The organism is Chromobacterium sp. Rain0013 (assembly GCF_015291765.1).
GTDB classification, from domain to species: domain Bacteria; phylum Pseudomonadota; class Gammaproteobacteria; order Burkholderiales; family Chromobacteriaceae; genus Chromobacterium; species Chromobacterium haemolyticum.
This window is the reverse complement of record NZ_CP031514.1, coordinates 1,002,226-1,021,047: the sequence shown is the minus strand read 5'-3', so window position 1 is coordinate 1,021,047 and position 18,822 is coordinate 1,002,226. Positions and strand designations below refer to the sequence as shown.

General features: G+C 62.7%; 19 protein-coding genes and 1 pseudogene. 3 read left to right on the top strand and 17 right to left on the bottom strand.

From position 1 onward, the window contains the following. Nucleotides 1–73 precede the first annotated feature (73 nt). The 9 genes from DXT74_RS04810 to DXT74_RS04770 form a co-directional block, all read right to left on the bottom strand. Nucleotides 74–1,063: an ABC transporter substrate-binding protein gene (locus DXT74_RS04810; RefSeq protein ID WP_043636864.1), complete on the bottom strand. Its 990-nt coding sequence runs from the start codon at nt 1,061–1,063 to the stop codon at nt 74–76. A 57-nt stretch (nt 1,064–1,120) separates the two neighbouring features. After that, nucleotides 1,121–2,413 (bottom strand): histidinol dehydrogenase, encoded by a 1,293-nt coding sequence (gene hisD / locus DXT74_RS04805; RefSeq protein WP_081554438.1) that lies wholly within the window; start codon nt 2,411–2,413, stop codon nt 1,121–1,123. Between the two features lie 10 nt (nt 2,414–2,423). Beyond that, a complete protein-coding gene (gene hisG / locus DXT74_RS04800) occupies nt 2,424–3,065 on the bottom strand; it encodes an ATP phosphoribosyltransferase (RefSeq protein ID WP_043589540.1) in 642 nt (213 codons plus the stop codon). A 53-nt stretch (nt 3,066–3,118) separates the two neighbouring features. Next, on the bottom strand, nt 3,119–3,835 hold the full coding sequence (locus DXT74_RS04795) for a flagellar brake protein (RefSeq protein WP_231138274.1): 717 nt from the start codon (nt 3,833–3,835) through the stop codon (nt 3,119–3,121). A 93-nt stretch (nt 3,836–3,928) separates the two neighbouring features. Next, nucleotides 3,929–4,516, bottom strand: a complete 588-nt coding sequence (locus DXT74_RS04790) for an SCO family protein (RefSeq protein ID WP_194427422.1) — start codon at nt 4,514–4,516, stop codon at nt 3,929–3,931. Beyond that, a complete protein-coding gene (locus DXT74_RS04785; protein WP_043636858.1) occupies nt 4,516–5,415 on the bottom strand; it encodes a heme o synthase in 900 nt (299 codons plus the stop codon). Before DXT74_RS04785 ends, DXT74_RS04790 begins: the two co-directional genes overlap by 1 nt. 25 nt (nt 5,416–5,440) lie before the next feature. After that, nucleotides 5,441–6,460 carry a heme A synthase gene (locus DXT74_RS04780; protein ID WP_194427421.1) on the bottom strand — a complete coding sequence of 340 codons (1,020 nt, stop codon included), beginning with the start codon at nt 6,458–6,460 and terminating at the stop codon, nt 5,441–5,443. 73 nt (nt 6,461–6,533) lie between these two features. Next, nucleotides 6,534–7,076, bottom strand: coding sequence for a hypothetical protein (locus DXT74_RS04775; RefSeq protein ID WP_043636852.1), 543 nt, complete (start codon nt 7,074–7,076; stop codon nt 6,534–6,536). After that, nucleotides 7,060–7,695, bottom strand: coding sequence for an SURF1 family protein (locus DXT74_RS04770; RefSeq protein WP_081554594.1), 636 nt, complete (start codon nt 7,693–7,695; stop codon nt 7,060–7,062). Before DXT74_RS04770 ends, DXT74_RS04775 begins: the two co-directional genes overlap by 17 nt. Between DXT74_RS04770 and DXT74_RS04765 the strand changes: the two genes are divergently transcribed. Beyond that, nucleotides 7,694–7,972, top strand: coding sequence for a DUF2909 domain-containing protein (locus tag DXT74_RS04765; RefSeq protein ID WP_231138273.1), 279 nt, complete (start codon nt 7,694–7,696; stop codon nt 7,970–7,972). The genes DXT74_RS04770 and DXT74_RS04765 overlap by 2 nt on opposite strands. Before the next feature lie 57 nt (nt 7,973–8,029). On the opposite strand, the gene DXT74_RS04760 is transcribed toward DXT74_RS04765, so the two are convergent. From DXT74_RS04760 to DXT74_RS04730, 7 genes are all read right to left on the bottom strand, one after another. Further along, a complete protein-coding gene (locus tag DXT74_RS04760) occupies nt 8,030–8,893 on the bottom strand; it encodes a cytochrome c oxidase subunit 3 (RefSeq protein ID WP_043636849.1) in 864 nt (287 codons plus the stop codon). Nucleotides 8,894–8,914: 21 nt separating this feature from the next. Further along, complete coding sequence (locus DXT74_RS04755; RefSeq protein ID WP_081554436.1) at nt 8,915–9,091, bottom strand: DUF2970 domain-containing protein; 177 nt, start codon at nt 9,089–9,091, stop codon at nt 8,915–8,917. After that, on the bottom strand, nt 9,088–9,642 hold the full coding sequence (locus tag DXT74_RS04750) for a cytochrome c oxidase assembly protein (protein WP_043636846.1): 555 nt from the start codon (nt 9,640–9,642) through the stop codon (nt 9,088–9,090). Before DXT74_RS04750 ends, DXT74_RS04755 begins: the two co-directional genes overlap by 4 nt. A 10-nt stretch (nt 9,643–9,652) precedes the next feature. Further along, complete coding sequence (gene ctaD / locus DXT74_RS04745; RefSeq protein WP_043636843.1) at nt 9,653–11,290, bottom strand: cytochrome c oxidase subunit I; 1,638 nt, start codon at nt 11,288–11,290, stop codon at nt 9,653–9,655. Between the two features lie 38 nt (nt 11,291–11,328). Then, complete coding sequence (gene coxB, locus DXT74_RS04740) at nt 11,329–12,432, bottom strand: cytochrome c oxidase subunit II (protein WP_341860350.1); 1,104 nt, start codon at nt 12,430–12,432, stop codon at nt 11,329–11,331. Nucleotides 12,433–12,621: 189 nt separating this feature from the next. After that, complete coding sequence (gene bioD / locus DXT74_RS04735; protein ID WP_043589532.1) at nt 12,622–13,260, bottom strand: dethiobiotin synthase; 639 nt, start codon at nt 13,258–13,260, stop codon at nt 12,622–12,624. A 297-nt stretch (nt 13,261–13,557) separates the two neighbouring features. After that, nucleotides 13,558–15,366 carry a 2-isopropylmalate synthase gene (locus DXT74_RS04730; RefSeq protein WP_039755701.1) on the bottom strand — a complete coding sequence of 603 codons (1,809 nt, stop codon included), beginning with the start codon at nt 15,364–15,366 and terminating at the stop codon, nt 13,558–13,560. 235 nt (nt 15,367–15,601) lie between these two features. Between DXT74_RS04730 and asd the strand changes: the two genes are divergently transcribed. After that, nucleotides 15,602–16,444 carry an archaetidylserine decarboxylase gene (asd, locus tag DXT74_RS04725; protein WP_043636836.1) on the top strand — a complete coding sequence of 281 codons (843 nt, stop codon included), beginning with the start codon at nt 15,602–15,604 and terminating at the stop codon, nt 16,442–16,444. A 181-nt stretch (nt 16,445–16,625) separates the two neighbouring features. After that, nucleotides 16,626–17,688: pseudogene (locus tag DXT74_RS22795) on the top strand (ferritin-like domain-containing protein). Nucleotides 17,689–17,764: 76 nt separating this feature from the next. Here the strand turns inward: DXT74_RS22795 and ilvC are convergent. Beyond that, nucleotides 17,765–18,781 (bottom strand): ketol-acid reductoisomerase, encoded by a 1,017-nt coding sequence (gene ilvC, locus DXT74_RS04710; protein WP_043589528.1) that lies wholly within the window; start codon nt 18,779–18,781, stop codon nt 17,765–17,767. Nucleotides 18,782–18,822 lie beyond the last annotated feature (41 nt).

Sequence of the window (18,822 nt, the reverse complement as noted above, 5' to 3'; positions counted from 1 at the left end):
CAAGAGCCCCGTGGACGGAGCCGTGTTATCGGAAACGGCGAAAAGCTATAGTAGCGTGTTCATTCGCTTTCAGCTACTCAACCCAGTCAGCCCGTTCCCGCAGCCGCGCCGGCAGCTGGACGTGGTCGCGCGCCATCCCTTCGCGGCTGAAAACATAACGGCCTTCCGAAGGCGTCACCGGGAACAAACTGGCCACCGACTGACCTTGGAACAGCACCTGTTCGGCCAACTTGGCCGCCTCTCGGCCTTGCTCGTAGCCGGACAGCACCAAGCCGCCCGCGGCTTTATCCTTGCCCACGGCGAAGTCCCAAAACGCAAATAGCGGCAGCTTGGCGTGAGCGGCGGTCCAACGCAGCGCTTCATCGCCGGGCACTACCCTGCCCCCGGCATCGCGCAGGGTGAAGTAGAGGCCCACCCAGATCGCCTGGTAACGGTCGGCTGCGCTCAGCACTCGCCGCTGCCACTCGGCGTAGGAGCCGGTCAAGAACAGGTCGACATGGATATTGGCCAACAACATGGTGTCTCGGCCGACGAAGGTCTCGTCGCGGATGATCCGCGAGGTCAGGTCGTCGTCGAACAACACCAGGGCGTTGCGCAAGCCTTTGACGGTTTTACCCAGTTCGAAGACGCTGCGCAGGATCAAGGGCCGCTCCAGCACGCCGCTGACGTTCGTCGCCGCGCCCGGGAAGTAATTGCGCGGATTGTTGTTGATGCCCAGATAAATCACCGGCACGCCTTGCTGAGCCAGCTTGCTGCCCACTCTCTGTAACGCGGCATCGTCGCCGACGATGACAAGATCCGGCTTTATTTTAGCCGCCATGGCCAGCGCCTCGTCGGCGCGCGCCTGATGCTGGGCCGGCGGCAGGCGCTTGGTGTCCATCGCGTAATAGCTCAATTGCGCGCGCTTGCCCAGACGCTCCTGCAGCGCGCGGCGGTAATCCCGATCCCAGGGGTAGTCGCTATGATAGCTCTCCACCACCAGCACTCGCGGCTGCGCCCAAGCCGCGGCGGACAAGAAAAAGGCCAGACAGAGTCCGGCCATGATGCGTAGCAGCCCAGCCATCGCCTTCTCCGGTTACTTATCCAGATTAAGCGATGACGCGGCATTTTGCTCTTGACGCTATGCGTCCAAGCGCAATTCCGCGGCGCGCGCGTGCGCGCTCAGCCCTTCGCCGTGAGCCAGCAGGCTGGCAACCTGGCCCAGCGCCCGCGCGCCGGCCTGGGACACCCGGATCAGGCTACTGCGCTTCTGGAAATCGTACACGCCCAGCGGGCTGGCGAAACGCGCGGTGCGGCTGGTGGGCAGCACGTGATTGGGGCCGGCGCAATAATCGCCCAGGCTTTCCGAGGTGAAGCGGCCCATGAAGATGGCGCCGGCGTGGCGAATCCGCGGCAACAATTCGTCCGGGTTGGCCACCGACAGTTCCAGATGCTCGGGCGCGATGTAGTTGGCGATTTCGCAGGCTTGCGCCAAGTCGCTGACCTGAATCAGCGCGCCGCGGTTGCCCAGGCTGGCCTCGATGATTGCGCGGCGCGACATCTGCGGCAGCAACCTGGCGACGCTGGCCTCGACTTGGGCAATGTATTCCGCCGACGGGCACAGCAGGATGGCCTGGGCGATTTCATCGTGCTCGGCCTGACTGAACAAGTCCATCGCCACCCAGTCCGGCGGAGTGTCGCCATCGCAGATCACCAGAATCTCGGACGGGCCGGCCACCATGTCGATGCCCACCACGCCGAATACCCGGCGCTTGGCCGCGGCGACGTAAGCATTGCCCGGGCCGGTGATCTTGTCGACCTGAGGCACGGTTTCGGTGCCGTAGGCCAGCGCGGCCACCGCCTGCGCGCCGCCACAGGTGAACACCTTGTCGACGCCGGCGATATAGGCTGCCGCCAACACCAGATCGTTGCGCTCGCCGTCCGGCGTCGGCACCACCATGATGATTTCGCCCACGCCGGCCACTTTGGCCGGCAGCGCGTTCATCAGCACCGAGCTGGGATAGGCGGCCTTGCCGCCCGGCACGTAGATGCCGACGCGGTCCAGCGGCGTCACTTGCTGCCCCAACAGGGTGCCGTCCTCGTCCTGGTAGCTCCAGGAATGCGCCAACTGCTTCTCATGATAGCGGCGCACCCGCTCCGCGGCGGTGCTGAGCGCGTGGCGCACTGGATCGCTCAGCCGCTGGAAGGCGGCCTCCAGTTGCTCTCGCGACAGCGTCAGATCGGCCATGGAGACGGCGCGCATGCGATCGAAGCGGTTGGTGTATTCGATCACCGCGGCGTCGCCCCGCGCTTTGACATCGTCGCAGATAGCGGCGACTGCGGCGTCGACGGCCGGATCTTGCGCGGTTTCAAAGGCCAGCAGCGCCTGCAGGCGGTCGGTGAAATCGGCTTGGGAAGAAGACAGTTTCAGCATGGAGCGGACCTCAGGCCGGCACGGCGCCGGCGAATGCGTCCAGCACCGGCTGGATCACGTCGTGTTTGAGTTTGAGCGCGGCCTGGTTGACCACCAGCCGCGAACTGATGTCGACGATGTGCTCGACCGCGATCAGATTATTGGCGCGCAACGTCCCGCCGGTGGAGACCAGGTCGACGATGGCGTCGGCCAAGCCGACCAGCGGCGCCAGCTCCATCGAGCCGTAGAGCTTGATGATGTCCACGTGCACGCCTTTGCGGGCGAAGTGCTCGCGCGCGATCTGCGGATACTTGGTGGCGATCTTCAGCCTCGCGCCACGACGCACCGCGGCCTCGTAATCGAAGCCGTTTTGTACCGCCACCATCATATTGCACTTGGCGATATTGAGATCCAGCGGCTGGTACAGGCCGGCGCCGCCGTGCTCGATCAGCACGTCGCGGCCGGCGATGCCCAGATCGGCCGCGCCGTACTGGACATAGGTCGGCACGTCGGACGCGCGCACGATCACCAGCCGCACCCCCGGATGGTTGGTGCCGATAATCAGTTTGCGCGAGGCTTCAGGGTCCTCCGCCGGCAAAATGCCAGCGGCGGCCAGCAAAGGCAGAGTTTCTTCAAAGATGCGCCCTTTGGACAGGGCAATAGTCAGCTTCATGATGTATTGCGGCAAGGATAACGAAATCGAAGTTAAGGCGGAGCGACCCGGGCTCAGCCCACCAGAGCGCGGCGTTCGCGCTCCAGCAGGCCGACATAGCGCTGGATCAACGTCTCCATCGCCGGCGTCAGCCCCAGATAGGAGCAGCCTATGCGCACGGCTTCGTTGCCGTTGCGCAATTTAGCGGCCAGCCGGTGGCGGACTTCCAACCCGATATGCAGCGCGCCCAGCGGTTTCAAATCCAGCGTGCAGCGCTGGTATTGCTGGCCGATGTCGAAGCCGGGCGTTCCCGGCTGCGGCAGCCACATGCTGACGCCGCCCAGGCTGACGTCGAACAAGGCCAGGTCGACGGGCTTGTGCGGATAATCGGCCACATGGCACATCACTGGGCTGGCCACCGGGGTCTGGATGCGGAAGAACTCGCGGCGCTGCAGCTTGATCACCTGCTCGGGCAGATCCGCCTGGAAGGCCGGCTGGCCCTCCCACTCGACTCGCCGCACCTGACCGGTGACAAATTGGGTCTTGACGCCCTCCGGCGAGCAGACAAAGACATTGCGCTCGCTGGCCAGTAAATGCTCATTGGTCTCCGGGTCCGCGCCCCAGTCGAACACCAGCGTGCCCGCCTTGTGGTCCACTTCCAGGAAGCGGGTCAGGATGAAGGTTTTACCCTTGTTGGAAAACACCGTCACCATGTGGCCGTTCTTGGCGATGCCGGCCAGGTGATGGGCGATCTCCACCGACGTGGACAGCGTGTATTTGGCGAGATCCAACGATGGCTGCGAGCCGGATGTTGCGCCAGCGTTATGGTCGTTGCTCACTTTGATCCGACTTTCATGTCTGCGTCAGTTTCCGATACGCCAAGTTTAGCGTAACAACTGTTCAATATCATGAGCCAAGCTCGCCGACGGCGTGCCGTAGGCCTCAAACACACGCAAACGGCCCTGTTTATCCAACAGATAGGAGCCGGCGCTGTGGTCCACGCTATAGCCGCCGCCCGGCTGGTTCACCCGCTGGGCGACAATCTTGTACTGATTCTTTATCTGCTCGACCTCGCCGACCGTGCCGGTCAGGCCAACGAAGCCGCGGTTGAAGTGCGGCACGTAACCGGCCAGCACCTGCGGCGTGTCGCGTTCGGGATCGATGCTGACGAACAGCACCTGCACCTGTCCGGCCTTATCGCCCAGTTGCTTTACCGCGGCCGCGTATTCCAGCATGGTGGTCGGGCAGACATCCGGGCAATGGGTGTAGCCGAAGAACAGCGCCACCACTTTGCCTTGGTATTGAGACAGGCTGCGGCGCTGGCCTTGATGGTCGGTCAAGGTGAAATCGCCGCCTATCGATGCTCCGGCGACATCGGTGCCTTTCAAATCCAGCTTGGGTTCATTCGGCGAGCACGCGGCCAGCCACAACGGCAGCAACAGCCAGCCGGCGAGTTTTATCAATTTGCGCATCAGGAAACGGGTATCAGCCAGTAGTGGTCTATCAGCAGGGCCGCGAACAGCCAGGTCAGATACCAGATCGACCAGGCAAAGGCGCGGCGGGCCAGAGCGTCAGCATACTGGCGATGCAAGCGCACGGCAAGGAAGAGCAAACGCGCGTCCAACGCCAGCGCCGCCAGCAGATAGAGCCAACCGGCCGCGCCCATCGCCACCGGCAGCAGGGTGATGGCCGACAACAGCAAGGCGTACAGCAAGATGGACAGCGTGGTGAAACGCTGGCCGTGAGTCACCGGCAGCATCGGCAGCCCGGCGCGGGCGTAATCGTCGCGGCGATACAAGGCCAACGCCCAGAAATGCGGCGGCGTCCAAGCGTAGATGATCAGGAACAACACTAAGGCGAACGCGTGCACCTCCCCGGTCATCGCCGCCCAGCCCAGCACCGGCGGCATCGCGCCGCTGGCGCCTCCGATCACGATGTTCTGCGGCGTATTGGGCTTGAGCAGCAAGGTGTAGACGATGGCGTAGCCAACGAAAGTGGCCAGCGTCAGCCAGGCGGTCAAGGCGTTGACCAGGCCGGCAAGCAAGGCCATGCCGATACCGCCGGCGGTCAGAGCGATGACCAGGGTCTCGCCCGCGCCGGCCTCGCCGCGCGCGGTGGCGCGCCAGGCGGTGCGACGCATATTGGCGTCCACCGTGCGCTCCACCAGACAGTTGATCATCGCCGCCGCGCCGGCCACCAGGGCGATGCCGGCGGTGGCCGGCAGCAAACGCGCCGGATCCGGCCAGCCCGGCCCCGCCAGGAACATGCCGATCACCGCGCAGAACACGATCAGCCCCACTACCCGGGGTTTGGCCAATTGCATCAAGGCGACCGCGTGCTGGCGCGCCTGCTGAAGCTCCGCTGCGTTCATGTTTTCCCCCTTCAGGATGCGGCGCTCAAACCCACTCGCGATGATTTTTCGAAAGACCCGGCAATGGCCCGGCCGCGGCCCGAGGCTGAACAGCTCGCGCCGGGCGCAAGCGCAGCGCCAACAAGCTGGACGCCAGCAGCAAACTAGCAGCGCCGGCATTGTGCGACACCGCCGCCGGCAAGGGCAGCGCCAGCAGCACATTGGCGACGCCCAGGGCTAGCTGGCAGCCCAGCAGCGCCAGCAAACAAGCCAGATGGCCCCGCAGCGCCGGCAGCCTCCAACCGGCGCGCGCCGTCGCCAGGCACAAGACGGCCACCAACGCGGCCCCGAGCCGGTGCAGCCAATGCACCGCCACCAAGTTGCCCACCGCCAACGGGCTGCCGTCCGGCGCCTCGCCCAATGCCCGGAACAGATGAAAAGCGTGCTCAAAGCGCATCTGCGGCCACCATTCGCCATTGCAGGCGGGGAAGCCCTGACAGGCCAGAGCGGCGTAGTTGGTGGACACCCAGCCGCCTAGCGCCACTTGCAGGACCACAGCCAGCACCAAGCCGCGCGCCAGCCAGTTAAGCGCCGCCGGCGCCTCCACCGGCCGCAGCCGCGGGGACAAGGCCAGCCAGGCCAACAGCAGCAGCACCGACATGCCGCCAAGCAGATGAAGGGTGACGATGGCCGGCTTGAGCAGCAGGGTCACCGTCCACATGCCCAACAGGCCCTGGGCCGCCACCACCGTCAGCAATGCGCCGGCCGCGCGGCGATGCCGCCGCGCACGCCAGGCTTGCCAGGCAACGGCGACAATCAAGGCCCCAAGCGCGCCGGCCAGATAGCGATGGCTCATTTCCTTCCAGGCTTTGCCCAGACTGACCGGCCCGTCCGGGCTCTGGGCATGTTGCCGCTGGATGCTCTCCGCCGCGTGGTGCGGGGATATCTGGCCGTAACAACCCGGCCAATCCGGACAGCCGAGCCCGGCGTCAGACAGGCGCACATAGGCGCCGAAAGGCACGACCACGCATGCCAGGATGAATGCCAGCCAGATCAGTCGCCTCATGCTGCGCTCCCCTTGTCGAGCGGCCAACAAACTGCGAAAGCCGCGGGCCGTGGCGGCCAGCGGCCAAATGGACTCAACCTATGCCGTTATTGGTTTTCAGCACGCGGCCTATTTCCTGGATCACTTTCTTGGGGTCAGCGGCGTCGGGATAAAACAGCACCTGGTTGCCCAGCGGGTCCACGAGGTAGTAGCCGCCGTCGTCAACGCCGGCCTGCGCGGACTGCACGATGTGAGTGGCGTCCACCTCCTCATGCGCGGCCTCCTCTTGCCAGCCCAGCCGGGTCAGACGGCCGGCGGCCTCGCCCTGAGCCCGCTGAATCTGGCGCATCGCGAAAAAGCGCTGCTGGCAGCGCGTCTGGCAGCCGGGCTCTATCCTGGCCGCCAGCACCCACTTGCCTCGCGGCCACCCCTGTGCGCCGATCAAGGCGAACGGGCGCGTCGGCAGCAGTTGACCGTAGCTCTTGCCGCCCTGCGGCGGCATCAGCCGGTAAGCGGCCCATGAGGCGAGCACCGGCGCCAGGCAGATGGCCGCCATTAACAGCAGCTTGAACCGGCCGCGGCGGCGGGACGGCTCTGCGGGCGACGCCTGCTGGGACAGCTCATCGACGCGGCTCATGGGAACGTCTCCTCAACGTATGCAAGGACAGCAGCAAGAGCAGGCCCAACAGCAGCCATTGCGCCGCATAGGCGTAATGGCGCTCCGGCATGAATTCCGGCAGGACCGGCCAATGCCGCAACGGATCCGGCGAATGCTCCAGCACCACCACGCCTTGATGCCAATGGCCGGGATAACGCTGACGCAACGCGGCCATGTCGATGGCGTCGACGCGGCCCTCAACGCCGGCCACCGCGCCTGGCAACACAAAGTGGCGCGGCAAGGGCATCCAGTGACCGCGCAAGGTCAAGGCTTGCGAATCGATATCGGGCAGCGGCACGCCGTCGGCCAGCCAGCCCAAGTCCACCAAGGCCATCGCGCCGTCCTCCAGCCGCCACGGCTGTAGCATGCGTCGGCCCTTGACCTCGCCCAGATAGCTGTTTTCCAGTTGCAAAACCGGCCCGGCGGGATGAGCGCCCGGCAAGGCCACCCGGCTGAACTCCGGCTGAGGGCTGGCCTCCCGGTAAATCAGGCTGACCGGCGGCACTCCGATGGCGCTGGTCAACGAGCGCAACAGTTCGGTCTTTTCCTGCGCGCGCTGCCATTGCCAGGCGGCCAGGAAGAAAGGCAACACCGCCATGGCCAATAAACACAGCCAAACCAGCCGTTTGCCGCTAGACTTCAAAGCTGAAGATCGACGTCGACCGGGGGATTCCGCAATGAAACTTGTCATCCTGTTCTTGCTCGCCTGCATCGTGCTTGCCCTGTTCTGGGGCCTGACCGGCCTGCTGAAATCCGATCAAGGCTCTCAACGTCTGGTTCGCTCCCTCACTTTACGCATCGGCCTGTCCATCGGCCTGTTTCTGCTGCTGCTACTGGGCGCGCTGTTCGGCTGGTGGCGCCCACATCAAGCTTAGCCGAGCCACCCGCCCACGTCCCCACCCCGCCCCTGACCTTTGGTCTGGCCGCGCCGCTCACAGCCAGTAGACGAAGACGAACAGCAACAACCACACCACGTCGACGAAGTGCCAGTACCAGGCCGCCGCTTCAAAGGCAAAGTGGTGCTGGCCATCGAAATGTCCGCGCATCACCCTCAGCCACACCACCGCCAGAATAATAGTGCCCAACAGAACGTGCATGCCGTGAAAACCGGTCAGCATGAAGAAAGTCATGCCGTAAGCGCCGGAGGCTAGGCTCAGGTTCAACTCGCTCATCGCGTGGCCGTATTCATACATCTGCAAACACAGGAACAGGGTTCCCAGCAACACGGTCAGCAGCAGGCCCAGCTTCAATTGCGCGCGCCGGCCTTGCAGCAGCGCCCAATGCGCCCAGGTCACCATCGCGCCGGAGCTGAGCAGGATCAAGGTATTCAGCGCCGGCAGCCCCCAAGCGCTCATCGCTTGATAGGGCTTGGTGATGCCCGGCCCCGTGAGCAAGGGCCAGGACGCTTCGAAATCCGGGTACAAGATCTTGTAGTCCATCTCGCCCAAGGTGGGCACCGACACCACCCGCACCCAGTACAAGGCGCCGAAGAAGGCGCCGAAGAACATCACCTCGGAGAAGATGAACCAACCCATGCCCCAGCGGAAGGACATATCCTCCTTGCCCTGGTAATCGCCGTGCCGGCTTTCTCGAATCACGTCGCCAAACCAGCCGAACAACATATAAATCAGGATCAGCGCGCCCACGCCCAGCGACAGCTTGCCCAAGGGCTGGCCGTTGACGGCAAAGGCCGCGCCCAGTCCCAAGCAGAACAGCGCCACCGCGCCCACCGCCGGCCAGCGCGATGGCTGCGGCACGAAGTAATGCGTCTGTTCCCGTTCGTTCGCTGTCGTCATTGCATGCTCCCTGCAACCTGATTAGGACGTGGCCAGCCGCACCACCAATAGCAACACTCCAATAAACGTGGCCGCCAGAAACAGCGCGGTCAGTATCAACTGCAACGGCGACAGCTTGCTGTCCTCGCGCGCGTCCGCTTTGCGGCGCACGCCGAAAAAGGCGGACAACACCGCCTGCACTCCTTGCCACGCTCTCATGAGCCCGCTCCCGTATTGCCCGGCACGTCAAACACGGTATAGGCCAGCGTGATGCTGTCTATTGAGGCCGGCAAACGCTTGTCGACAACGAACACCACTGGAAAGCGTCTGGTTTCCCCCGGCGCGAAAGCCTGCTGACGGAAACAGAAGCACTCCAGCTTCTTGACGTACTCGCCGGCGGCGGCGGGCAGATAACGCGGAATCGCCTGCCCCACCACCCGCTGGCCGCTGGCGTTGGTGATTTCGTACTCCACCTGCACAAACTGGCCGGGCTTCACCTTGAGCCGGGTTTGCAGCGGTCGCACCTGCCACGGCAGGCCGGCCTGGACCGTGGCGTCGAAAGTCATCTCCACCTCGTGGGCCGACGCGCCGCCGCTCGCCGCATCATCCAGGCTGTCCGCCTTGACCACATCGTTAAGACCCGTGACTTCGCACACGACCTTGTACAGCGGGATCAACCCCCAGGCGAAAACGAACATCAGCAAGGCCACCACCGCCAGCTTCTTCATCAGTTGGCGATTGCTGCGTCCCTGCTTGGCGGCGGCTTCCATGGCATCGTTCTCAGTGATGCTTGCCGCCGGTGCTGGACACCACCACGCCGTTCTCGATCACTTCCAACTGCGGCGCCTCGGCGAAGCTGTGGTAGGGAGCCGGAGTCGGAATCGCCCACTCCAGCGTGTTGGCGCCTTCCCACGGATGCTGCGGCGCGGGCTTGCCGTGGCGCAGCGAGCGCAAAATGTTGAACAGGAAGATCAATTGGCCGAAGCCGAACATGAAAGCGCCGATGCTGGCCAGCTGGTTGAATTCGGTGAATTGCAGCGCGTAGTCGGGAATCCGCCGCGGCATGCCGGCGAGGCCGAGGAAATGCATGGGAAAGAAGGTGACGTTGAACCACAGCAAGGACCACCAGAAGTGCAGCTTGCCCAGACCCTCGTGGTACATCTTGCCCGTCATCTTGGGGAACCAGTAATAGATGGCGGAGAACAGGCTGAACAACGCCCCGGCCACCAGCACGTAATGGAAATGAGCGACCACGTAGTAGCTGGCGTGCAGTTGGATATCCACCGCCGCCACGCTGAGGGTGACGCCGGACAAACCGCCGATGGTGAACAGCAGAATGAAGCCGATGGCGAACAGCATGGGCGTTTCGAAGCTCATGCTTCCCTCCCACATGGTGGCCACCCAGTTGAAGACTTTGACCCCGGTGGGCACGGCGATCAGCATGGTCGCGTACATGAAGAACAGTTGGGCGGTGGCCGGCATGCCGGTGGCGAACATATGGTGCGCCCATACCATGAAGGACAGGACGCCGATGCTGGAGGTGGCGTAGACCATGGAGGCGTAGCCAAACAAGGGCTTGCGGGCGAAAGTGGGGATCACCTGGCTGACGATGCCGAAAGCCGGCAACGCCATGATGTAGACCTCGGGGTGGCCGAAGAACCAGAACACGTGCTGATAGAGAATGGGGTCGCCGCCGCCGGCGGCGTTGAAGAAATGAGTGCCGAAGTGGCGATCGGTCAACACCATGGTGACCACGCCCGCCAGCACCGGCATTACCGCGATGATCAGGTAGGCGGTGATCAGCGAAGCCCAGGCGAACATGGGCATCCTCATCATGGTCATGCCCGGCGCGCGCAGGTTGAGAATGGTCACGATGATGTTGATCGAGCCCATGATGGAGCTGACGCCCATGATGTGGATGGCGAAAATGGTCATATCCATGCCCATGCCCATCTGGGTGGACAAGGGCGCGTACAGCGTCCAGCCGGCCGCCGCCGCCCCACCGGGTACAATAAACGAGAGCAAAAGCAGCAGCGCCGCCGGCGGCAGCAGCCAGAAGCTCCAGTTGTTCATCCGGGCGAAGGCCATGTCCGGCGCCCCTATCATCAGCGGCAGCATCCAGTTGGCCAGGCCGGTGAAGGCCGGCATGATGGCGCCGAACACCATGATCAGGCCGTGCAAGGTTGTGAACTGATTGAACAGCTCAGGCTGGAAAAACTGCAGACCGGGCTGAAACAGCTCTGCGCGGATGCACAGCGCCATCACTCCGCCGGACAGAAACATGATGAAGGAGAACCACAGATACATCGAGCCGATGTCCTTGTGGTTGGTGGCGGCCAGCCAGCGCATGATCCCACTCGGGCGCTCATGATGCCCCGGCGCGTGCCCGGCATGGCCGGCGTCATCGACAATTGCCATATCGCTCTCCTTGCATGGGTTCGCCGCCGGTCCCGGGCTCAGCCGGTGGCGCCGCGGGCCGCCTTGATCTCTTTGGGCTGCACCAATTCGCCGGTGTGATTGCCCCAGGCGTTGCGCTCATAGGTGATCACCGCGGCTATGTCGGTATCGGACAGCTGCTTGCCCCAGGCTTGCATCGCCGGGTTTTTCTGGCTGCCGAACAAGACGATGTGGATGTGCGCCGGCTTGTCGGCGGTGGCTATCCTGGAACCGTCCAGCGCCGGGAAAGCGCCGGGCAAGCCCTTGCCGTTGGCCTGGTGACAGGCGACGCAGTTTTGGGCATAGACTTTTTCGCCGCGGGCTTTCAGATCGGCCAGCGTCCACACTTTGTTGGGATCGTCCGCCGCCGCCGCCATCTGCTTTTTCTTGGCTTCAAGCCACTTGGCGTAGTCATCCGGCGTCTTGGCCTCCACCACGATGGGCATGTAGCCGTGGTCCTTGCCGCACAACTCGGAACATTGGCCGCGATACGTGCCGGGTTTGTCTATGCGGAACCAGCTATCGCGCAGAAAACCGGGGATCGCATCCTGCTTGACGCCCAATTGCGGCACCCACCAGGAGTGGATCACGTCGTTGGCGGTCAATAGCAGCCGCACTTTCTTTCCGGTAGGCACCACCAGCGGCTCGTCCACTTCCAGCAGGTAGTTGACGGGTTTGGCCGCCGTGTTGGCGATGGCCTCGCGCGGCGTGGACAAATGGCTCATGAAGCCAAAATTATCGTCCAGGTAGTCGTAGCGCCACTTCCATTGGTAGCCGGTGACCTTGACCGTCATGTCCTCGCCGCGCGTGCTCTTCTGCGATAGCACCGCCTTGGTCGCCGGCCAGGCCATGCCAATCAGGATCAGCAGCGGGATCACCGTCCAGATGATTTCCACCGTGGTGTTTTCATGGAAGTGCTTGGCCTGATGGCCGGCGGCTTTGCGATGGCGAACGATGGCGTACATCATCACCAGGAACACCAGCGCGAAAATAACGCAGGTAATCACCAGCAGCATGGTGTGCAGATCATATTGCTGGCGGGCAATGGGAGTGACGGGGGCTTGCAGATTCAACTCGGCCGCTGACGCGCAGGATATCGGCAGCCAACAGCAAAGGATGCGCATACAGGACATGGAGCCCCCCTAGAAATCCTCAACTGACATGAAGTGGTGCTGACTGGTCCGGTCTATTTTCATGACCGGTTAATGGCATGCTAGAAAAAAAGGTCAAGGAAAACAAGAAAATGTCTTGCGGCAACGCAATAAAATATTACGTATGCAACCCCCGATCCGCCCCGCTCCGAGCGCGGCGGCTCAGTTGGATTCGCCCGCCAGATAGGGCACTTCCAGCAATAACGGTGCCGGCATGTGCCTTTGCAGGGTTTCCAGGTTCTGCTCGTAAGCCTGTTGTTGCGGCACCACTCGATTGGCCACCCAGCCGGCTAGCGGCAGGCCGGCGTCCAGTACCGCGCGCGCGGTCAGCAGGGCGTGGTTGATGCAGCCCAGCCGCATCCCCACCACCAGAATCACCGGCAATTGAAGGGCTTTGGCCATATCGGCCATGAACAGTCGGTCCGACAGCGGGGCCAGCCAGCCGCCCGCCGCCTCCACCACCACCACGTCGGCGCAGGCGGCCAATTGCTGGTAATGGTCGACGATCACGTCCAGCCGGATCTCCACGCCGGCCTCGCTCGCGGCGATATGCGGCGACACCGGTGGCAAGAATCGATAAGGATTCATCAGATCCAGATCAGACTGCCCGGTGGCCGTGGTCAGCCTCGCCACATCATCGTTCCACCAGCTGCCGTCGGCCAGCAGTTCGCAGCCGGAGGCCACCGGCTTCATCGCCAGCACGCGCTTGCCTTCGGCCTGCCATTGACGGATCAATTGCACGGCGACATGGGTCTTGCCGATTTCGGTGTCGGTGCCGGTGATGAAGTAGGCTGCGGACATGGACGCTTTCCGTAGTGGATAGTAGAGAGTTGGCAGTCTAGCGCCGGCCCGTCCACTCGTAAAACGCAAAAAACCCCGGCTCTGCCGCGCAACGACGCCGACCTCATGGGTCGGCAGTCCGCCGCGCGGCCTTGTGAGCCGGGGCCAAATGGGGCGGCCTTGTGGGCCTTATGGACTTCACACTCGATAAAGTGAACTCCCTGGGCCGGGCGGTCTAGCGCTGACTGCGCGCCGACAAGGACGGGATGGAAAACCTTGTCGACGACGCGTCGCGCTGACCGCCTCGGCCGGAAAACCTCATACCAGCGCTTGCGCGTTCAGCTTTTGCTCCTGGTTCATCAATTTGTTCAACGCGGACAGGTAGGCCTTGGCCGAAGACACGATAATGTCGGTATCCGCGCCCTGGCCGCTGACGATGCGGCCGTCGCGCGCCAGGCGTACCGTCACCTCGCCCTGGGATTCAGTGCCCTTGGTGATGGCGTTCACCGAGTACAGCTCCAACTCCGCGCCGCTGGCGGCCACGCTTTCAATCGCCTTGAAGGCGGCATCCACCGGGCCGGAACCGCTGGACTGGGCGCGACGCTCTTCGCCGTGGGCCAGAAACACGATGGAGGCCACCGGCGCTTCGCCGGTTTCGGTGGCGATTTTCAAGGACACCAGCTTGTAATCCTCTTCGCGGCCAGTGCTGAATTCATCCGACACCAGCGCGTGCAGGTCTTCGTCGAAAATCTCGCGCTTGCGGTCCGCCAACTCTTTAAAACGCGCAAAGGCGGCGTTCAGCGCTTCCTCGCTGTCCAGCACAATGCCCAGTTCGATCAACTTGGTCTTGAAGGCGTTGCGGCCGGACAACTTGCCCAGAGTCAGGCGGTTGGTGCTCCAGCCCACCGATTCGGCGGACATGATCTCGTAAGTTTCGCGATGTTTGAGCACGCCGTCCTGATGGATGCCGGACTCGTGGGCGAAGGCGTTGGCGCCGACAATGGCCTTGTTGGGCTGTACAGGGTAGCCGGTCACCGTGGACACCAGCTTGGATGCCGGCACGATCTGGGTGGCGTCGATGCCGGTTTCCAGCGCGAAGATATCCTTGCGTGTGCGCACCGCCATCACCACCTCTTCCAGGCTGGCATTGCCGGCGCGCTCTCCCAGGCCGTTGATGGTGCATTCCACCTGGCGCGCGCCGCCCAGCACCGCGGCCAGGCTATTGGCCACCGCCATGCCCAGATCGTTATGGCAATGGGCGGACCAGATCACCGTGTCGCCGCCCGGCGTTTTAGCGATCAGTTCGCGGAAGAAGGCTTCGGTGATGAAGGGCACCGCATAGCCGACGGTGTCCGGCACGTTCAACGTGGTGGCGCCGGCCTTGATCACTTCGCCGAAGATGCGCGCCAGGAAATTGATGTCCGAGCGCAGCGCGTCTTCGGCGGAAAATTCCACGTCGTCGGTGTATTCGCGGGCGATCTTCACCGCCGCCACCGCCGCCGCCACCACTTCGTCCGGACTCATGCGCAGCTTCTTCTCCATATGGATGGGGCTGGTGGCGATGAAGGTGTGGATGCGGCCGCGCGCCGCCGGCTTGATCGCTTCGCCCGCGGCGCGGACGTCGCGCTCGTTGGCGCGGGCCAGGCTACAGACGGTGGAATCCTTGATCACTTCCGCGATGGCGTGGATGGCGTCGGCGTCGCCCGGGCTGGCGGCGGCGAAACCCGCCTCGATGATATCCACGCCCAGACGTTCCAGCTGGCGGGCAATCCGGATCTTTTCTTCCTTGGTCATCGATGCGCCCGGCGATTGCTCGCCGTCGCGCAAGGTGGTGTCGAATATATACAGACGATTGCCCATCTGGCTGTTTCTCCCTGGTCCCTGCATTGCAATTTCCGCGCCTGTCCCGACGCCGATCAAATAATCGTTGAAATCGAAGCGTTTACCCTGGCTGGCCGCCATCACCGCCAGCTTGTTGAGCTGGGCCAATGGCAGGCTGCCGCGTTCTCTCCATTTGTATATCGCCGCCCGAGTCACCGGCTCATCGGCGAACAAGCGATTCAGATCTTCGGCCAGCTGTCCCGGCCCGCCGAAATCCGCAATCAAGCGTTCAATGTCCAATTGCATCATGTGCTCCCGCAGCAAATTTTGATTCAGCCTACCGGCAACCAAGACATAAAGTCAAATCTGCATGTTGAAATCTGTGATTAAAACGTCACACGCCATGTCCAAGCGCCACAAATCGGACATTATGTCCATTTTCATTCGAAAACTGATTATTGTTTAAGCGATGAACAGGCGATCAGACACCGATAGATCGGTTATAATCTTTTGTTTAGTCTGATTGATCGAGGACAAACCAGTGTCCGAACGCCTGTTCGTGCTGTTGCAACATCTGATGCCCAAGCTGGCCATGACCCGGTTCGCGGGCTGCATCGCCAACTGGGAAGGCGGCAGCCTGACGCAATGGATCATCCGTCGCTTCATTGCCCGCTATAAAGTGGACATGAGCGAAGCCGCCGCCAGCGACCCCGCGGCCTACGCCAGTTTCAACGCCTTCTTCACTCGCGCCTTGCGCGCCGACGCCCGCCCGCTGGCGAGCGAACGACTGGTCTGCCCGGTGGACGGCGCTATCAGCCAGTTCGGCCGCGTAGAACAGGGACAGATCTTCCAGGCCAAGGGCCGCAGCTACTCGGCCCAAGCGCTGCTGGCCGGCGACGCCGAGTGGGCGCGCCGTTTCGACGACGGCCATTTCGCCACCATCTACCTGAGCCCGCGCGATTACCATCGCATCCATATGCCTTGCGCCGGACGCCTGCTGCGGATGAGCTATGTGCCGGGCGAGCTGTATTCGGTCAACCCGGCCACCGCCCGCGGCGTGGACCGCTTGTTCGCTCGCAATGAGCGCGTGGTCTGCCTGTTCGAGGGACAAGACGGCCAGCCCTTCGCTCTGGTGCTGGTGGGCGCCACCATCGTCGGCAGCATGGCCACCGTCTGGCACGGCGTGATCAACCCTCCTCGGCCGGGGCAAATCCGCCACTGGGATTACAGCGATCAAGACATCCGCCTGGCCAAGGGGGAGGAGATGGGTCGCTTCCTGCTGGGTTCCACCGTGGTCTTGCTGTTCCCTCAAGGCCCGCTGAGCTTCAACTCCGCCTGGCAAGCCGCCGGCGCGGTGCGCATGGGCGAGGCAATGGCGGACTGAACCGAGCTCGCCCTCCCCATAAAAAACGCGGCTCGACGCCGCGTTTTATTTTTGTCCGCCCAAACCCTTTCCTACGTAAAAATAACTATCGCGTAGGAATCATCGATTGCCTATCCAAAAATGACAAGATGCCCTCGGCATTCAGCGCCGAACCGGCATTCATCCTACGGAGAAGGCAACGATGCATATCACCGATGTTTTGCGCAAAACCATCCACAATCCGGCAACCTGGAGCAAGCAAGAGCTTTACGACAACCTGCAGGCCGCAGTGGATGTGGAGCTGTGGACCATTCCGCTCTACCTGACCACCCTGTATTCGATTCAGGGCTTGAACTCCGGCAATCAGCAGGCTTATCCCACCACCGCCAAACTGATCGAAAGCGTGGTAATCCAGGAAATGCTGCACTTGGAACTGATTTCCAACCTGTGCAATGCGCTGGGCTATTCGCCCCAATACCCCTTCCCCACCTATGAAGCGGCTGAGGGCATCCCCTTCCTCAAACCCGATGTGCCGCCGAAATACGCGGGCTACCAAGTCAAACTAGGGCCGCTGGACATCAACCAGCTGAAGCTGTTCTGTGTGATCGAGCTACCCGCCCCCCCCCGGCAAACCGGACTGGAACAAACAAACACGATACAACTCGATAGGCGAGCTGTATCAGGCGCTGGAAATTGCCGTACCCTTGCAGTGGAAAGACCTCTATGTCGGCGCCGCCGCCAATACCAAACAGCAGGCCAATTTCACAGACTACACGCAGAAAAACCAACAAGGCCACGGCTTCAGCCAGACCATCAACACCCTGGACCAAGCACTGGCGGCGATGCAGGCCATCGTCAAGCAAGGTGAAGGCAACCGCTCCACCGAGGAAATCCCTCCATGCGATCAAGCCCCGGCGGAGAGTCCAACGGCTTACGATCCCAGCGACTTCGACCCGTCGCAAAGCCACTTTTTGAAATTCAACCTGATCCTCGACCTGCTGCGCCTGGGGTCCAACCCCTGGATTCCCGCTACCTATCCGCTGATTCCCCACCCCGACAAACAGCAGCTGGCTGAGCAGGCAATGGCCCAGCGCCAGCTTCAGGACGGCTTTCGCGCCTTCATGTCCGAGTTGCAAACCGGCTTCAACACCGCACAAGCCAATCAGCAGATGCCGGGCAGCTTCTACAGCAGCATGTTCAACTTGCAGAGCCTGATCACCGCCGTTTGGCAATCCGGCGCAACGCCGGCTTTTCCCAGCCACTGAGCCGGATGTGGAGACAGCATGAAAAAAGCCGGGCGCGACGCCCGGCTTTTCCATGCCGCCAGATCAAACCGACAGATCAGTTCTTGGACTGGTCCACCAGCTTGTTCTTGGCGATCCACGGCATCATCGCGCGCAGTTCGGCGCCGACTTTCTCGATCGGGTGATCGGCGGTCAGACGGCGACGCGCGGTCATGCTCGGATAGTTGGTCTTCCCTTCCAGGATGAACATCTTGGCGTATTCGCCGGACTGGATGCGGTACAGCGCCTTCTTCATCGCGTCCTTGGTGGCGGAAGTCACCACTTCCGGGCCGGTCACATACTCGCCGTACTCCGCATTATTGGAGATCGAGTAGTTCATATTGGCGATGCCGCCCTCGTACATCAGGTCGACAATCAGCTTCAGCTCGTGCAAGCACTCGAAGTAGGCCATTTCCGGCGCGTAGCCGGCTTCCACCAGCGTTTCGAAACCGGCCTTGACCAGTTCCACCGCGCCACCACACAGCACGGCCTGCTCGCCAAACAGGTCGGTCTCGGTTTCCTCGCGGAAATTGGTCTCGATCACGCCGCCCTTGGTGCCGCCGTTGGCCGCCGCATAGGACAACGCCACGTCGCGGGCCTTGCCGGATTTGTCCTGATAAACCGCGATCAGGGTCGGCACGCCGCCGCCCTTCAGGTATTCGGAGCGCACGGTGTGGCCCGGGCCTTTCGGCGCCACCATGATCACGTCGACGTCAGCCGGCGGCACGATCTGGTTGTAATGGATATTGAAACCGTGAGCGAAGGCCAGCGCCGCGCCCTTCTTCAGGTTGGGCGCGATGTCCTTGCTGTAGACGTCCGGCTGCGACTCGTCCGGCAGCAGAATCATCACCACGTCGGCTTTCTTCACCGCCTCGGCCACTTCCTTGACCTTGTGCCCGGCCGCTTCCGCCTTCTTCCAGGAAGCGCCGTCCTTGCGCAGGCCCACCACGACGTCCACGCCGGAGTCTTTCAGGTTCTGCGCATGGGCGTGGCCCTGGGAACCGTAGCCGATGATGGCGACTTTCTTGCCCTTGATGATGGAGAGGTCAGCGTCTTTGTCGTAGAAAACTTTCATTTGCAATCCTTGATATCGTTTGTTTGGGCGGTCCGGCCTCC

Coding starts and splice junctions, on each gene's coding strand:
- DXT74_RS04810 (WP_043636864.1), bottom strand. CDS start 1,063: ATGGCTGGGCTGCTACGCATCATGGCCGGACTCTGTCTGGCCTTTTTC.
- hisD (WP_081554438.1), bottom strand. CDS start 2,413: ATGCTGAAACTGTCTTCTTCCCAAGCCGATTTCACCGACCGCCTGCAG.
- hisG (WP_043589540.1), bottom strand. CDS start 3,065: ATGAAGCTGACTATTGCCCTGTCCAAAGGGCGCATCTTTGAAGAAACT.
- DXT74_RS04790 (WP_194427422.1), bottom strand. CDS start 4,516: ATGCGCAAATTGATAAAACTCGCCGGCTGGCTGTTGCTGCCGTTGTGG.
- DXT74_RS04785 (WP_043636858.1), bottom strand. CDS start 5,415: ATGAACGCAGCGGAGCTTCAGCAGGCGCGCCAGCACGCGGTCGCCTTG.
- DXT74_RS04780 (WP_194427421.1), bottom strand. CDS start 6,460: ATGAGGCGACTGATCTGGCTGGCATTCATCCTGGCATGCGTGGTCGTG.
- DXT74_RS04775 (WP_043636852.1), bottom strand. CDS start 7,076: ATGAGCCGCGTCGATGAGCTGTCCCAGCAGGCGTCGCCCGCAGAGCCG.
- DXT74_RS04765 (WP_231138273.1), top strand. CDS start 7,694: ATGGCCAATAAACACAGCCAAACCAGCCGTTTGCCGCTAGACTTCAAA.
- DXT74_RS04770 (WP_081554594.1), bottom strand. CDS start 7,695: ATGGCGGTGTTGCCTTTCTTCCTGGCCGCCTGGCAATGGCAGCGCGCG.
- DXT74_RS04760 (WP_043636849.1), bottom strand. CDS start 8,893: ATGACGACAGCGAACGAACGGGAACAGACGCATTACTTCGTGCCGCAG.
- DXT74_RS04755 (WP_081554436.1), bottom strand. CDS start 9,091: ATGAGAGCGTGGCAAGGAGTGCAGGCGGTGTTGTCCGCCTTTTTCGGC.
- DXT74_RS04750 (WP_043636846.1), bottom strand. CDS start 9,642: ATGGAAGCCGCCGCCAAGCAGGGACGCAGCAATCGCCAACTGATGAAG.
- ctaD (WP_043636843.1), bottom strand. CDS start 11,290: ATGGCAATTGTCGATGACGCCGGCCATGCCGGGCACGCGCCGGGGCAT.
- coxB (WP_341860350.1), bottom strand. CDS start 12,432: ATGCGCATCCTTTGCTGTTGGCTGCCGATATCCTGCGCGTCAGCGGCC.
- bioD (WP_043589532.1), bottom strand. CDS start 13,260: ATGTCCGCAGCCTACTTCATCACCGGCACCGACACCGAAATCGGCAAG.
- DXT74_RS04730 (WP_039755701.1), bottom strand. CDS start 15,366: ATGCAATTGGACATTGAACGCTTGATTGCGGATTTCGGCGGGCCGGGA.
- ilvC (WP_043589528.1), bottom strand. CDS start 18,781: ATGAAAGTTTTCTACGACAAAGACGCTGACCTCTCCATCATCAAGGGC.